The organism is Synechococcus sp. W70.1 (assembly GCF_047461515.1).
Classification (GTDB): Bacteria; Cyanobacteriota; Cyanobacteriia; order Thermostichales; family Thermostichaceae; genus Thermostichus.
In genome coordinates this window covers 134397-149664 of record NZ_JANSHH010000033.1, presented here as the reverse complement: position 1 = coordinate 149664, position 15268 = coordinate 134397, and the positions used below count along the sequence as shown (strand labels likewise).

15 protein-coding genes are annotated in these 15268 nt (G+C 60.4%); 8 read left to right on the top strand and 7 right to left on the bottom strand.

The features are described from left to right. Window positions 1-152 precede the first annotated feature (152 nt). From NW808_RS09730 to NW808_RS09710, 5 genes are all read left to right on the top strand, one after another. The gene (locus tag NW808_RS09730; protein ID WP_414394810.1) at window positions 153-1364 is read left to right on the top strand and encodes an acetate kinase; all 1212 of its coding nucleotides are present in this window, start codon (window positions 153-155) and stop codon (window positions 1362-1364) included. Between the two features lie 64 nt (window positions 1365-1428). Beyond that, entirely contained in the window at window positions 1429-1896 is a 468-nt protein-coding gene (locus tag NW808_RS09725) for a hypothetical protein (protein ID WP_414421057.1), read from the top strand. A gap of 309 nt (window positions 1897-2205) precedes the next feature. Further along, a complete protein-coding gene (remA, locus tag NW808_RS09720; RefSeq protein ID WP_414394807.1) occupies window positions 2206-2475 on the top strand; it encodes an extracellular matrix/biofilm regulator RemA in 270 nt (89 codons plus the stop codon). Between the two features lie 84 nt (window positions 2476-2559). Further along, complete coding sequence (gene gmk / locus NW808_RS09715) at window positions 2560-3213, top strand: guanylate kinase (RefSeq protein ID WP_414421056.1); 654 nt, start codon at window positions 2560-2562, stop codon at window positions 3211-3213. A 290-nt stretch (window positions 3214-3503) separates the two neighbouring features. Continuing rightward, complete coding sequence (locus NW808_RS09710) at window positions 3504-5117, top strand: cation:proton antiporter (protein ID WP_414421055.1); 1614 nt, start codon at window positions 3504-3506, stop codon at window positions 5115-5117. Window positions 5118-5246: 129 nt separating this feature from the next. Here the strand turns inward: NW808_RS09710 and NW808_RS09705 are convergent, their stop codons facing one another. From NW808_RS09705 to ebsA, 6 genes are all read right to left on the bottom strand, one after another. Continuing rightward, entirely contained in the window at window positions 5247-5795 is a 549-nt protein-coding gene (locus tag NW808_RS09705; RefSeq protein WP_414421054.1) for a hypothetical protein, read from the bottom strand. A 245-nt stretch (window positions 5796-6040) separates the two neighbouring features. Beyond that, window positions 6041-8077: a DNA polymerase III subunit gamma/tau gene (locus tag NW808_RS09700; RefSeq protein WP_414421053.1), complete on the bottom strand. Its 2037-nt coding sequence runs from the start codon at window positions 8075-8077 to the stop codon at window positions 6041-6043. A gap of 86 nt (window positions 8078-8163) precedes the next feature. Next, window positions 8164-8661, bottom strand: coding sequence for a hypothetical protein (locus NW808_RS09695; RefSeq protein WP_414421052.1), 498 nt, complete (start codon window positions 8659-8661; stop codon window positions 8164-8166). 36 nt (window positions 8662-8697) lie between these two features. After that, a complete protein-coding gene (coaE, locus tag NW808_RS09690) occupies window positions 8698-9354 on the bottom strand; it encodes a dephospho-CoA kinase (RefSeq protein WP_414421051.1) in 657 nt (218 codons plus the stop codon). Window positions 9355-9373: 19 nt separating this feature from the next. After that, window positions 9374-11041 (bottom strand): citramalate synthase, encoded by a 1668-nt coding sequence (cimA, locus tag NW808_RS09685; protein ID WP_414394797.1) that lies wholly within the window; start codon window positions 11039-11041, stop codon window positions 9374-9376. Next, window positions 11031-11402, bottom strand: coding sequence for a type IV pilus biogenesis protein EbsA (ebsA, locus tag NW808_RS09680; protein ID WP_414405592.1), 372 nt, complete (start codon window positions 11400-11402; stop codon window positions 11031-11033). Before ebsA ends, cimA begins: the two co-directional genes overlap by 11 nt. 199 nt (window positions 11403-11601) lie before the next feature. Here ebsA and larE point away from each other — a divergent pair, with 199 nt between their 5' ends. From larE to NW808_RS09665, 3 genes are all read left to right on the top strand, one after another. Further along, window positions 11602-12477 (top strand): ATP-dependent sacrificial sulfur transferase LarE, encoded by an 876-nt coding sequence (larE, locus tag NW808_RS09675; RefSeq protein ID WP_414421050.1) that lies wholly within the window; start codon window positions 11602-11604, stop codon window positions 12475-12477. Window positions 12478-12500: 23 nt separating this feature from the next. Then, entirely contained in the window at window positions 12501-14324 is a 1824-nt protein-coding gene (locus tag NW808_RS09670) for a DUF3769 domain-containing protein (protein ID WP_414421049.1), read from the top strand. Window positions 14325-14577: 253 nt separating this feature from the next. Further along, complete coding sequence (locus tag NW808_RS09665) at window positions 14578-14859, top strand: DUF1830 domain-containing protein (protein ID WP_414421048.1); 282 nt, start codon at window positions 14578-14580, stop codon at window positions 14857-14859. A 23-nt stretch (window positions 14860-14882) separates the two neighbouring features. On the opposite strand, the gene NW808_RS09660 is transcribed toward NW808_RS09665, so the two are convergent. Beyond that, window positions 14883-15266: a hypothetical protein gene (locus tag NW808_RS09660; protein WP_414421047.1), complete on the bottom strand. Its 384-nt coding sequence runs from the start codon at window positions 15264-15266 to the stop codon at window positions 14883-14885. Window positions 15267-15268 lie beyond the last annotated feature (2 nt).

Genomic DNA, 15268 nt, shown 5'->3' with positions numbered 1-15268 from the left:
GCGGAGCGCTTTGACGCGCATGATTCTAGTTTATCAGGGGAAACCTTGGATAAAAAATTTTATCAGGGGAAACCTTGGATAAAATGCTGCGCCTTACATCCCCACCTTCAAAGGCGGGGCCTTACGGCGCTTTTTGGTAGAAGGAGGGTCCCGTGCCCATCCTGGTCCTCAACGCCGGCTCCAGCAGCCTTAAATCCTCTCTCTTTGCAACCGTTGAGAGTACGGTGGAGACCACCCCCCTTTGGCAGGCGCAGGTGGACTTTGCCTACCAGCCCGACCAGGCCCTGATTCAAGTCCGACGGCAGGGCGGTCCCTGGGAGCCTTTTCCCGCCCTTTCCTCTCCCTCCGGCATTAGCGGTTTGGCTCCCCTCTTTCAAAGCCTCTGGCAGGGGGAGGGATCCCTGCTGGCAGGGCCGACTGAGATCAAGGCCATTGGCCACCGGGTGGTGCATGGGGGATCCCTCTACCACCAGCCCACCTTGATCACACCCGAGGTGGAACAGGCCATCGAACAGCTAAGCCCCCTGGCCCCAGCTCACAACCCCCCTGCTCTTGAGGGCATTCGCCTCATGCGCCAGCTATTGCCCGGGATCCCGCAGGTGGCGGTCTTCGACACTGCCTTCCATCAGCAGATGCCCCCGGCAGCCGCCCTTTATCCTCTTCCCTACGCCTGGGCCGAGCAAGGGATCCGCCGCTACGGCTTCCACGGCATCAACCACGAGTACTGTGCCCGCCGCGCCGCTGAGATCCTGGGCCGCCCCCTGGAAGAGCTGCAGCTCATTACCTGCCACCTAGGCAATGGCTGTTCCCTGGCAGCCATTCGCGGGGGCCGAAGCGTCGACACCACCATGGGCTATACCCCCCTAGAGGGCTTGATGATGGGATCCCGCTCCGGCTCGGTGGATCCGGGGATTTTGATCCATCAGTTGCGCCGGGGGATGAGTGTGGAGGAGCTAGACCGGATCTTGAACCGGGAATCGGGCCTGAAGGGCGTGTCTGGCCTGAGCGGCGACATGCGAGTTATCCTGGAAGCCATGCAGGCAGGCCATGCCCGTGCCGAGCTGGCCTTTAACCTCTTTATCCACCGCCTGCGCAGCCAGATCGGGGCCATGCTCATGAGCCTGGATCGGCTGGATGCGTTGGTCTTCTCTGGCGGCATCGGGGAAAACGCGGCGCCAGTACGGGCGGCGGCCTGCGCCAACCTGGGCTTTTTGGGGATCCAGATCGACCCAGTTCTCAATGCTGGATCCCCGCGCAACTGCGACATCAGCACCCACGACGCGCCAGTGCGGGTCCTGGTCATCTCAGCCCAGGAAGACTGGGCCATTGCCAGTGCCTGCCAAAGGCTCCTGCAAGGGGAATAAGCTGCTTCCAGCCAGGTTTTCTTTTCTGATGCCCTAAACCTGAACTTCAAGGTAAGGAGAACCTATGCAGCCTGCGCAGCGCATGGACAGACAGATCCCCCTGCTGCTCCTGGGTGCTGTTTTGGCAGGGTGCGGGGAGACGACTGGCAGTAGCCCCCTGCCCCCACCGCCTCCCCTACCCCCTCCCTCCCTCACCATCACCGATCTTTCCCCGCGTGCTGTCCCCGTAGGGCAGACCCCCACCTTTGTCGTCTCCTTCCGCGTCGAGGCTCCTGCCGGGATCCGCGGATCCAACGCTTTTTTGGCTGCCGTCACCACCCCGCTAGGCAACTTCATCCCCTTGGGGGCTTTCGACGCTTCCCAATTGCCCGGCTGCTTCGTCGGAGCCACTGCCTGTACGGTAACAGGGCTTACCCTGACCCAAAACCGCTTTACCGTCACCCAGACGGGATCCCATCAGCTTACCATCAGCGTTTTCGATCGCCAGGAGCGGCTGGGCAGCGGCAGCTTTACCTTTAGCGGCCTGCTCTAATCCAGCCTCTAGTGGTTGCCAGGCAAAACGCCGCGCCTCACCGCTGCGGACATTGACGAGGCTTTACTACTCTGAGGACAATTTCCAGGAGCCATAGAACGGCTTGAAGAAGGCTGAGGGCCGCAAAGCAGGGAACTAGTCCTGGCCAAGCTCCACCAACCGACAGCCCACCCAACCTTGAGAGAACTTGCCGTCCCAGCAGAAACCTTTGCAGGGCAAGGCCTTGCTGGTCAATGCTAGGCGGCAGTTTGACTTGCTAGCCTGAATGAAGGCTGCTGGCCGGACAGGCGCTAGATTGGCTCACCACCCATGGATACTCGCCTAATCAACATTGGCTTTGGCAACATCGTCGCCGCTGGGCGTGTGATTGCCATTCTTAGTCCCGAGTCAGCTCCCATCAAACGCATCATCAGCGATGCCCGCGAAAGAGGCCAGTTGATCGACGCAACCTACGGTCGCCGCACCCGCGCTGTCATCATCACCGACTCAGGACACGTCATCCTCTCGGCCATTCAGCCGGAAACCGTTGCCAACCGCTTCCTTACTGCCAAAGTCGGGGTGCCGGAGGAACTTGAGTAAAAGCCTCACAGGCAGCCTGCAAAGAGAGGAGTAAGATATCCTAAAGCAAACAAACAACCGTCCAGCCTTCCTCTGTCGATGGCTATGGCCGCCTCTCCTACCGTCCTCCCCTTGCCAGGTTCCCCTGAGGTTGGGCAGGCTCAGGGAGCACCCCAATCTCCTACTCCTCGCGGTCGCCTAGTGGTTTTGACGGGGCCCAGTGGAGTGGGCAAAGGAACTCTGGTCAGCCACCTGCGCCAGCGCCACCCTGAGCTGTATCTTTCTGTCTCGGTCACCACCCGTCCCCCTCGTCCCGGTGAACAGGAAGGTGTCAACTACTACTTCCGCACTCGCGAGGAGTTTCTCAGGCTTGTCGAAGCCGGCGAGTTGCTGGAATGGGCGCAGTATGCAGGCAACTTTTACGGCACCCCTCGCCAGATGGTCTTTGAAAAACTCAGCCGGGGACAGGATGTGCTGCTAGAAATCGAGCTGGCTGGAGCCCGCCAGGTGAGAAAACTGTGTCCAGAGGCCATTCGCATTTTCTTGTCCCCTCCTTCTCTGGAAGAGCTTGAACGCCGCATTCGCCAGCGCGGCCAAGATTCCGAAGACAGCATTGAACGTCGCCTGCAGCAGGCCCGCAAGGAATTGGAGGCCAAAGACGAATTCGACTACGTGATTGTTAACGACAACCTAGAGCGAGCTTTGCAGGAGCTGGAAGCTTTACTTTATCCTCCGTCTCTGGGGAAGAACCAGACGTAGTTAAGCTGCCGCAAGCCAAGGTCTACATTCGAAAAGCGCAAGCAGGCCTCAGCCCTAGGAATGAAGCCACCAAATCTTTACCCATCCCCTCGCAACGTCCTGCTGTCCTCAAACAGAACCTCGAAAATCCAAACTTGGCAGGAGGTACAGCGGTGGCGCTCGGCTTTGAGAGGGGCGGCAGGAGAGCTGTATTCCTACCTTCCGGGAGTTGCTATCAGGCGGTGCGCCAGTAGGACGTTTGGCTTGGCAAAGCCTGCCTTGGTGCCAGATGGCAAAGAGAGGTTCTGTTGATGCTGGGCAGTTGGTTGTGGATTTTGGCGATGGGCTTTTTTGTCGGCCAGATCGTGGGCCGATTGGGGATGCCGCCGCTGCTGGGGATGATTTTGGTCGGGATCCTGTTGAGGGAGGTCTTGTCTCCGGAGGTGCTGGCAGCAGCCGGGGATCTGCGCCTGGTGGCTGTAGCGATCATCCTCATGAAAGCCGGCCTAGGGCTGGATCGCGAGAAGCTGGCCCAGCAGGGATCCGTGGCCCTGCGGCTGGGGTTTTTGCCGGCAGCCTGTGAGGCGGTGGCGGTGGCGCTCTTAAGCCGCTGGATCCTAGGGCTGGACTGGGAGACGGGGCTGCTTTTGGGGTGTGTGATTGGGTCGGAGTCGCCAGCGGTGATTGTGCCGGGGATGTTGCGCCTCAAAAGCCTGGGCTGGGGGGTGGCCAAAGGGATCCCGGATGCCATTCTCACCGGCAGTGCTCTTTCCGATGTACTGCTGCTGCTGGGCTTTAGCTTGTTGCTGAGCCTCTTGGGCCAGGGATCTACAGAAAACGTTCGCCTGTTGGGCTTGGAGCTGTCGCCGCTGCAGTGGCTGCCGTTTCAGGTGGGGATGGAGATCCTGCTGGGCGTGGCCATCGGCTACCTGGCGGCGCGGGTTTTGGTGGCGCTTTTGGTGCAGCAGAACTGGGCCCGCAACAGCACGCAGGAGGTGTTGCTGGCAGCCTGCCTGGCGCTGGGCTTGGTGCTGGCGCCGCAGGTGTGGCCCTATTTTTCTGGCTACCTGGCGGTGATGGCCATGGGGTTTTTCCTCATCGAGCTGGATGGGCCGCTGGCGCGGCGGCTGCGGGTTGGGTTCGACGCCCTCTGGACAGTGGCGGAGATCGTGCTGTTTGTGCTCCTGGGAGCTTCCCTGGATCTGCAGGTGTTGGGATCCCTGATCCTACCGGGTTTGTTGCTTCTGACCCTGAGCCTGCTGTTGGGTCGGGGCTTGGGTTGGTGGCTTTCTACCCTGGGAAGTAACTGGAACTGGCGGGAGCGGCTCTTTTTGCTGCCGGGTAACATGGCCAAGGCAACGGTGCAGGCAGCCATCGGCGGCATTCCCTTGGCCCAGGGGATCCCTGGCGGGGAGACGATCCTTGCTCTGGCGGCCTTGTCGATTTTGACCACAGCACCCCTGGGGGCTTGGCTAACTCAGGTTTGTGCCCCTCGGCTGCTGGAAAAGGGAGAAGTGGATCCCACCAAGGTGGGCAGCCAGGGCAGGGTTAGCTTTTTGGCAGCAGTGGACACCTCACCTTTAGCCGAGGCGGTGCTGCGCAAGGCAGCGGATCTGGCGCGTCGGGTGGATGGGGAAGTGATCGTGCTCCATGTTACCGACGAGCCGCAGGGGAAAGGAGTACAGGAGCTGCAGCAGCTCACCCAGCGCTTGTTGGCAGATATTCGCCACCAGTTTTGCTTGGCTTCGGGGCCCCTGGCAGAGACCATCGTAACCCTAGCTCAAGAGCGGCAGGTAACCGACATCGTCATAGGCAAGCGGGGCCATCGCGGCTGGGAGCAAGTGCTGGTGGGATCCACTTCCCAAGCCGTGTTGGAAACCAGTCCGATTCCGGTTATTTTGGTAGAGTTTGCTCGAGGTTCCTAGTTGGCTGGCAGCACCTCCTGAGGGCCAATTTCTGAGCAAAAGCTAGAGCAAGCTCCCGAGAAAGAGAATTCCTACCGATATCCTCTCCAGAAAGTTGTGAGATGGCAGTCGGCAGAAACTCCAAAGGGATTAGGAAATGAGAATCCATCTCTTCCCGGTAAGTGTAAAGCACGCCCTCTGTTTTTGAGTAGGGCAACAACTGGCATCGTTAGGGCCATGAACAAGCATGTCCAAGCAAACTGCAGCTTTTTCTTTAGAGCCGCGCTCAATTGAAATGCTTCTAACGTCAACCCTATCGCCAAGAAGCTCAGGCTCTATAAGGATGGTTTTTTCTTCACCGCCCAGCGACCCTGACAAGCTTATCCAGAATCCGGATCCTCCTTGATTTGTTGCTGCAATTACAATGGTATCCCGGAAGCCGTCACTGTTAAGGTCAGCACGTTTTATGTTTAGAATCTCTGCTACAAGAAAACCTTCCTGAAAAGGGCTGGAACCCCGCCGATATTTGCCGTCTTGAAAGCGAACCTGCTCCATCTCCTCTGAAATAGCTACAAGATACTCAGCGTTCAAGGCTGCTTGTCTGTCTATCTTTGACCTTACTAACGCAATGGCCACTAAGATCAAACAGCCACCCAGAAGACAGCAAACCAACTTGAAAATCGTCCTTTTGCGGGCCATTTCCTTGCTCCTCCAACCTAGATAGGCATTGGGATAGGCTACCCCTACTCCTAATTCAAACCAGACAAGCCAAGAGCTTCAACGCCGTCCTACCCAAAAGACTGAGGATCCGGGAGTCAATTTGCGGGGTGCTCGAGGCAGCTTCTTTTCCGCGAGATTCGGTCATGGTCCTCCCCTTCACGGGAGATACCTGACAATACCCCAAAATCCAACAGAGCGATTACTGCCCCTCACGCTCCCCTACCTCAAAAATCCTCTTCCGGAGGGGCCTGGGCTGTCGGTAGGCCGTAGCTCTCAGCAGTGGGCAGGTCGGAGGATCCCTCCAGGGCAGACAGATCTGCCGCTACCTCTTCGGGTGTGGCTAGGATCCCTTCCAAATCCACCAGCCTGCCGCTGAAATGCTCGGCAAAGCGGTGGGCCACCTCCACCAGCTCGTGGGTCAGGTCGTAGAAGGGTGGCCTTGCTGTTTGCGCGGCTGGAGCAGTGTTTTTGAGAGGGGGAGATGGGCTTGAGGGCTCCGCCTGACGGGGATCTGAGGAAGGAGAGCTGTTCCCCAGCTTTGAGGGAGAGAGCGGAGGTTGTGGAGCTTTATCCTGGGCCGAGGCTTGGCCAGCATGCCCCTCACGCGGTCGAGGTGGGCGCTGCACCACTAGCTTTAGCCGCACCGGGTGCTGCAGCAGGTTGTAAAGGGCGGAGCACACCTCGGCTTCTTTGCTGCGCACCTTGTCCACCAGGCCCTTGCTGGGGAAAGCAAGAGTGATCTCCAAGGTCTCTGTCCCGTTGAGGCGGACGAGGGTCTCTTGCTGCAACTGACCAGATCCCAACAAGGCTCTGGTAGTGGGAGAGAGGCCCTTGAGAAACTCCTCCCAGCGAGGCTGCAGCAGCTTGGCAGGGGAAGCGACAGGCTCCGGATCGCGAACTTTGGGCTCTGGCGTTGGCGGCGGGGAACCCTCAGAAGGGAAAAGGGGGTTCTGGAAGGCTGTTGCGGCAGGCTGAGGGCTCTGTCCTGCTGACGCGAGTGGCTCTTCGAGGGCTGGGGCAGCTTGGGCAACTTTCCCATCGAGGTTCCTCTCAGCAGCAGAGGGGCCGACAACAGCCCCAGGCGAGAGAGGAGGGAATGGATCGGCAGGGGAGAGCGGCTCGCCACCCTTGCTCTCCATTGGCGGCAGCGGAACGGCGCCCTGGCGCAGCTGGCCCAGCAGATCCAGAAGGGCAATTTCTAGCCAAAGCTGGGGTTGTCCGCTCTGGCGAATTTGGGGTTCGCAGTGGCGCAGGTGGCTCTGGGCCGCTAGCAGCATCTCCAGCGAGTAGCAAGGAGCCCGCTGTTGCAAGGCTGCCCAGGTAGGATCCGTTACAGCCGCCAGCTGCCGTTGGTGTGGGGCCGTCTTGGCCAGGAGCAGATCCCGGTAGAAAGCCGCCAGGCTCTGCAGCACCACCAGGGGCTCTTTGCCTCGCTCCAGCAATTGCCGCGTTTGGGCCAGCACTCCCTCTACGTTCTGAGCCAGCAGAGCATCGGTCAAATCCAAAAGCTGCTGTTCCGGGATCCCCCCCACCAAGTCCCACACCGCTTCTGGAGTGATGGATCCCTCTAGCAAACTGAGCTGATCCAACAGCCGTTCAGCATCCCTTAGCCCGCCCTGGGCAAGTTGGGCCACTAGGTGCAAGGCTTCTGGTGTAATGGGGATCCCTTCCTGGGCGGCAATTTTGCCCAGGTGGGCCACCATCTCCTCTAGAGGAATGCGGCGGAAGTCAAACCGCTGACAGCGGGAAACGATGGTGGGCAGAACCCGCTGGGGGTCGGTGGTGGCTAGGACAAACACCACGCGGGGAGGCGGCTCCTCCAGAGTCTTCAGCAACGCATTGAAGGCCGCATTGCTGAGCATGTGGCATTCGTCAACCACATAGACCTTGTAGCGGCTATTTACTGGCGCAAACTGGGCCCGCTCGATCAGCTCGCGGATGTTGTCCACACCGGTGTTGCTGGCCGCGTCGATCTCCACTACATCGAGAGAAGAGCCGGCGGTGATGGCGCGGCACTGGCTGCACACCTGACAGGGATCCGGCGTTGGCCCCTGCTCACAATTTAAGGACTTGGCCAGAATGCGGGCGCTGGAGGTTTTTCCGGTGCCCCGCGGCCCACAGAACAAATAAGCCGGCGCCACCCGCCCCAGCCGAATGGCATTGGCCAAAGTCTGCACGACTGCCCCTTGGCCCACCACCTCGGCAAAGCGCTGCGGGCGGTATTTCAGGTGCAGGGGCTCATAGCTGCCAGCGGCGGCCATTTTCCAAATCTCCAAGTAGGCAGCGCCTCGGCTGCGTCTTGGGGCTTGTGCGGCCGAGATGCTTTCCTATTCTGGCTGCTGAACTCTCAAGAGCAAGGCGGAGAGAGGGCTCCCTGAACCGGCAGAGCTTTTGGCGGCTCTTCGGGATCCCGGCGACCCCGGCCAAGGAGAGGGGGCAGGGGCAGCTTCCAGCTTGGCTTATCCAATTGATCCATGCCCTGCAGGCGGTAGCTGAGCTGGTACAGTTCCCGCTTAAGCCGGCGGTTTTCTGCCTGAATGGCGGCGATGCGCTCGCGGATGGGCTGCAGGCGGGCCTGCAACTTGCGCCGATAGAGTTGCGGCAGCTCTTGGAGGATCTGCTCCAACACCTGCTTTTCTTGGTAGAGCTGCTCAATCTCGGCCTCGTAGCTGCGAATCTGTCGGCGTTGCTTTTCTTGGCGCAACTCCAAAAGGTCAATCTGGCTTTGCAACAGGCGGTTACGCTCCTTCAGCGCCTGGATTTCCTGCTCCCGGGCTGCCAAAGCTTGCGCCCACCAGGACTCTGCCCTGCTATCCGGCTTGTTGCCGCCAGTCGTTGCTTGCATTGACTCTCCCTCAACCCACCATCCCCATCCGCTACTCTAGCCGGCCTGCTGGGGCAAGGCCAGGGGTTGCTGGGAAGCCAACGCTTGGTGCGCCTGAGCTTCCAGCTCCGCCAGGGATCCAGAATTGTCCAGCACCACGTCAGCCCGACGGACTTTCTCCGCCAAAGGCCACTGGCTGGCCAGGCGAGCTTCGATTTCTGCCGGTGTCAGGAGGGGATCCCGCAAGGCCAGGCGCTGCCGCTGCTGCTCAGGGGTACAGATCACCACCCAGATCTCGCTGGCCCAGTTTTCCATGCCCGCCTCAAAGAGGAGAGGGATCATGAGGCAGAGGGCTGGAGGGCCATGCCCTTGAGACCGTTGGCAACTGGGCTGAGCCTCAGCCGCCCCGTGGAACTCGAGAAACTCCCGCAGCCGCGCTTTGACAAACGGGTGGATCTGCGCCTCTAGCCAGGCCCGCTCGGCGGCATCGGCAAAGACAATCCGCCCCAACTTTCGGCGATCCAGCTCTCCCGAGGGATCCTGAATGGCCTGGCCGTAGCGCTGCAGGACCCGCTCGCGGATGGGGGATCCCAGCGCCAAGGCCTGGCGGGCCATTTGATCTGCATCGGCCACTGGGATCCCCTGGCGTTCCAAGATGCGGGCTACCGTGGATTTGCCGGTAGCAATGCCGCCCGTCAGGCCAATAATTCTCATGGAAGTTGAAGAACTCCCTTCAAGGCGAGGCTAGTTGGGCAGAGGGTGGGGAAAAGCAAGGTTTTGCCAGGAGGCTGTACTCAAAGCCTTCCACCAAGGCCCGGCAGGAGGCTTCGATGATGTTGGTGGAAACTCCTACCGTGGTCCAGCGGCGATGGCCGTCGCTAAACTCCACCAGCACCCGCGTTTTGGCAGAAGTACCCGCCTGGCCGTCCAGAATCCGCACCTTGTAGTCGGTGAGGTGAATGGCTTCCAGTTGCGGGTAAAACTCCAGCAAGGCCTTGCGCAGCGCCCCATCCAGGGCCGCCACCGGCCCATTGCCTTCGGCTGCTGTCACCCGCGTCTGCCCCTGCACGGCAATCTTCACCGCTGCTAGGGACTGCACCTCGGTTGCCTCACCGCTGGGATCCCAGTCTCTGCTGCTCCAGTCCGAGCGAGTGGTGGCGCTGACATGGAAGCTAAGCACCTCAAAGGGGTGGGAGCGCTGCCCCAACAGGCCCCGCACCAACAGCTCAAAGCTGGCCTCGGCCGCCTCAAACTGGTAGCCCTGCAGCTCCAGAGTTTTCAGCCGCTCCAAAATCAAGCGCGCCCGGGGATCCGACTTGTCCAGCCGGATCCCAAAGCCAGCCACCTTGCTGAGGATATTGCTCAACCCCGCCTGATCCGAAACGACGATGCGCCGGCAGTTGCCCACCTGCTCCGGGGCAATGTGCTCGTAGGTCAGGGGGTTCTTCTGAACAGCGCTGACGTGGATCCCACCCTTGTGGGCAAAGGCGGATCGGCCCACGAAAGGAGCATGGTCGTCCGGGGCCAGGTTGACCACCTCACTGATGGCGCGGGAGATCTCTGTTAGGTGTTGCAGCTTTCCCTCGGGCAGACAGCGGTAGCCTAGCTTGAGTTGTAAGTTGGGGATAACGCTGCACAGGTCGGCGTTGCCACAGCGCTCCCCATAGCCGTTGATGGTGCCCTGCACCATGCGCGCCCCCGCCTGGACTGCCGCTAGAGCATTGGCCACGGCCGTGCCGGAGTCGTTGTGGGTGTGGATCCCCAAAGGCAAATGCCCCAGGTGATGGGATTCCGCCAAGACGGCTGCTGTGATGGCGGCAATCTCGTGGGGCAGGGATCCGCCGTTGGTATCGCAGAGAACCAGCCACTCCGCCCCGGCCTCTGCTGCTGCCACCAGGGTTTGCAGGGCGTAGTCGGGGTTGTGGCGGTAGGCGTCAAACCAGTGCTCGGCATCGTAGATCACCCGCCGCCCCTGGGAGCGCAGGTAGGTGATGGTGTCGCGGATCATGGCCAGGTTCTCGGCCAAGGTGGTGCCCAGCCCCTCCGTAACATGGAGATCCCAGGACTTGCCAAAGACCGTCACGTAACGGGTGCCCGCTGCCAAGATGGCCTGCAGCAGGGGATCCTCGGCTGCCCGCCGCCCCGGCTTGCGAGTGGAACAAAAGGCCACCAGCTCCGCCTGCTCCAGGGGCTCTTCCCGCATCTGCCAGAAAAATTGCACATCTTTGGGATTGGCCCCCGGCCAACCGCCTTCGATGAAAGGGATGCCCAGCCGATCCAGCAGCTTGGCAATTTGCACCTTATCTTGCACCGATAGGGACAACCCCTCCCGCTGCGCCCCGTCTCGCAGCGTCGTGTCGTAGAGGGTGACGGCAACCGGAGAATTGGCGTCAGTCTTCATACCGCATCAGCTTTTTGTAAAAGGCGGTGGTGAAATTCGGCGGCTGACCCCGCTGCACCGCCGCTACCACATCGATGAGGTAGTCCACAAACTCATAGTTGGCTAGGGAGACCTGATAGGTTAGCTCCGGGTCTTGATCGAAAATGACCTGCACCGCTGTTAGATCAGAGGGCAGAGGCGATACAGGCCAACTGGCCAAGAAAGAGACGGGCCTGTCTCCTTCGATGGGCCGCTGCCCTTCTAGGTTGCCCTTTTTGTAGAGACCCACCGCCAGCGGTAGGTACTGCCGGCGGGCAACGGCGTAATAGGGCTGATAGAGGGCCACCTCTGCGGAGCTAGCGGGTTCAAGCTGAAGAGTCATGGGCAGAAGATCCAGAGAAGAAGCAAGGATCTCTCTGCCATCCAGCCTACCGCCTCAGTGGCCCACTGGCCTAGAGAGATTGCCCGCTCACTGCCTTGCCTTTGAGGCAGAAGCGTTGGAAAGTCAGAAAATTCTAGGAAACAATGGAAGAGGAATATCTGCCCCGCTCTAGCCCAGACCCTACGGACTCCCTAGCCTCATGGACGTACCTCTTGGCTCTGCCACCCCCTTGCTGGAGCTAGACCCCGTCCTACAGTACAAGTTTCAGCAGCTTGTCCAGATCTTCGCCGAAATGGGGCGGGTTGTGGTGGCCTACTCGGGAGGGATCGATAGCAGCCTGGTGGCCAAGCTGGCCTGGGATCAGCTGGGGGAGGGGGCTCTGGCCGTTACCGCTGCTTCCCCGGCGCTTTTGCCCGAAGACCTGGAGGAGGCCATCTGGCAAGCCCAGTACCTCGGCATTCGCCACCAGGTCATCCAGACCCAGGAGCTGCAGGATCCCCGCTATGCTGCCAATCCCCCTAGCCGCTGTTACTTCTGCAAAAGTTACTTGCACGACACGCTGCTCCAGCTGGCTAAAACTCAGGGATACGACCACGTGGTCGATGGCCTCAACGCCGACGATCTGGCTGACTACCGGCCAGGGGTGCAAGCAGCTCGGGAGCGTGGTGTGCGATCCCCTTTGGCGGAGGTGGGGATGAGCAAGCTGGAGGTGCGGCAGTTGTCTCGCCACTTGGGTCTGCCCTGGTGGGATAAGCCGGCCCAACCCTGCCTCAGTTCCCGCTTTCCCTACGGCGAGGTCATCACTGCCGAGAAGCTGCGGCGGGTGGGATTGGCTGAGCGCTATCTGCGCAGCTTGGGCTGGCGAGAGGTGCGAGTGCGCTCGGAAAAAGATACTGCCCGCATTGAACTGCCCCCCCACCAGATCCTGGAGTTCGTGCAAAAAACTGACCTGGCAGCGCTGGTTAAAACCCTGCAATCGTTTGGCTATCTCTACGTCAGCCTCGATCTGGAGGGCTACCGCAGCGGCAAGCTCAACCGCGCCCTCAACCCTCCCCAACCTGGTAGCTTAGGCTGAAGCGTTGCACAGGTTTGGGGAGCATGAAAGGGTTTTGGTGGCTCTGGCTTTGCTTGGGGGTGTTTGGTCTGGCAACGGCTGCTCCTACCTCAGCCCAGGGGGAGAAAGGCCAGGTGGCGGCCGCCCAGGCGGGGGATACGACTGCCCTCGACGCCCTTGCGGATCGCACGTTACGGCTGCGCTCCGACCGTCAAACCTTCGACCAGCGGGCGCAGGTTTTCCTGGCTGAGGGCAACGTGGAGATGCGGCTGGGCCGCTCAGTGCTGCGGGCAGACCGCCTGCGCATTGAGCTGCAGCAGCGACGAGCCGTGGCCGAGGGCAACGTCTCCATTGAGTTGGATCAGCAGCGCATCCAGGGATCCCGGCTGGAGTACGACTTTGAACGGGAGCAGGGCTTTTTGGAAGAGGCTTTTGGGCAGGTGGATATTGGCCAGTTGCAGGCCAGCGGCTCTCCGCTGCCCCTCTCGCCTCAGCGGCTGGTGCGCTTTCGCGCTACCCGCATTCGCTTCGATGCCAACAACTGGGAAGGAGAAGAGGTGCGGCTGACCAATGACCCCCTCGATCCGCCGGAGCTGGAGATCCGCAGCCCGCGAGTGACCTCTACCTTGCAGGCGGATGGTTCCAGCCTGTTGATTGCCGAAGCTGGCCAATTGGCTTTCGACCAAGTCTTTTTTCTGCCCCTGCCCCTGCGGCTGCGCTTTGACTCCTTGAACCGCCAGCCTCCGGTCAGCCTTTTCTACGACGATTTCGACCGGAAGGAACTGCGGCGGGGCCTAATCCTGCAGGCCAACATTGAGCTGCTGCAGGAGCCCCATCTCAGCTTGGTGTTTTCCCCGCAGCTCTATCCCCAACGCCTCTGGGGGAGCCTCCAAGGAATCCGCGATGGAGTCGGGCTGCGAGCGGAGTTGCGCTGGCGGCAGCCGCGTGCCCAAACCTTGCTGTTTGCCGAGCTCCGCGGGATCGTCTTTGAGGAATTTGCCCGGCGCTTGCGGGCGCAGGTCGAACACCGCGTTACCACCGGCAACGGCGGCCAAGTCACCTACACCTATGCCTATCGGGAGCGTTTTTTCAGCGGGCGCCTGGGTTTCCAGATTGTGGAGAATCGCTTTGGCGCCAGCTACAGCTCGCCCACCCTTCGCCTTGGCAACACCGGCTTGGATTTCAGCTACCGCATAGCCGCCGACTACCTCGACGCCCTGGGACAACTTGGCAATATCGACACCGATCCCGCTCTGGCCCTGGCCAGAACCACCGAGCGCATCCAGCTTGCTCGGCTGCAACTAGGAGCAACCCTAACTCGCTCTTTTCCCCTCTGGCGGCCCTCCAAGACAACCTCAGATCCGCCGCCCCGCTTTTCCGCTTTGCCCATTGAACAGGGGATCTGGCTCAACACTGGCGTCAGCAGCAGCCAGTCGTTTTACTCCGATGGCCGCGCCCAAAGCTACACTGCTGGCAGTATCGGCCTCGACGCCGTGCTCGGGGCTTTTGTGGCCGATACCTTCGACTACACCAGCCTGAGGGTAACCTACTCCAACGGTTTTTTGACGGGAGCCTCGCCCTTTTTGTTTGACCGCATCACCACGCGGGAGCAGCTGGTCTTAGGCTTCCTGCAACAGCTGTATGGCCCGCTGCGGGTGGGGGCTGAAACCACCCTGGACTTACAGTCAGGCCAGCAGGTGGACCTTACCTATCGCCTGGGTTACGACCGCCGCACCTACGGCCTTAGCTTGCACTACAACCCGGTGCGCCAGTCAGGGGCTCTGGAGCTACGGGTAGAAGGCCTGAACTGGGATCCCCACCCACCTCAGCCAAGCTCAGCGACCGGCTCGAGCCTCAATGGGCCCTGATTCCAAAGTGTAATCTCGACTACTAATACCTAAGGGTTTTCTATGGCAATTGCGCCGCTTCGAGAAGGGATCCCTGCCCAAATCCACCCCGCCTCCGAAGGGAGTTTTGGAGTCAAACGGTAAGATCAAATACAGAAGTCCTCTAGGACTTATTTTTGTCAATCGGGATCGCCGTATCGCAGACTACTGCAGTGATCTCCAAGCAGTGCTAGCCTGGATGACAGGCTGAGCAAGGCAGGCTAGTGAGCTAATTATGCAAACCCTCGATGCGATCCCGGCAAAAAAACAAGCAGAGCGAATAACCTGCAGCTACATCAATGCAACCAGCTCCATTCAAGTGGTTCGCATCACAAATATCGAAAACTGGTACTTTGAGCGGGTGGTATTTCCTGGGCAGCGGTTGCTGTTTGAGGCGCTACCAGGAGCCAAGCTGGAGATCCACACGGGCATGATGGCCAGCTCTACCTTGACAGATATCCTCCCCTGCGAAAAGTTGCGCGTACGAGAAACGGAGCCGGTGACAGTGGTTGCGTAGGTCTCCAAGCCGCAGAGCAAAACCTAGGGCTTTTGGCTTTGCCGCTTCTCCTCTTCTCCTGTGGGGGTAGGGGAAGGGCGAGGCCTGGGCGGCAACGAGATATCCAGGAAACGCGCGCTTAACCGCACCGGGCTGATCTCGCGCCGTTGTGGCGGCCACGAGAGTCCCAGCCAGCGAGCCGTGATCTCCAAAAGGCCAGGGAGCGGCGTTGACGTAGGGGTAGGCATGGGTGGTGGGGTGGGGTAAAGATCTAAGCGCGGCGGGCGGGGGGTGCTGATGCGAAAAGCGTTGGGAGGCGGCTGCGTCAGGGGTACATTCGGATCCCCGCACCCCAACAAGCCTAGCCCACCAGCCAGCAGGAGGAGAGCCAGCCGTGCCGTGTTTCCGTTTAGCAAGGGCTTGAGCATAG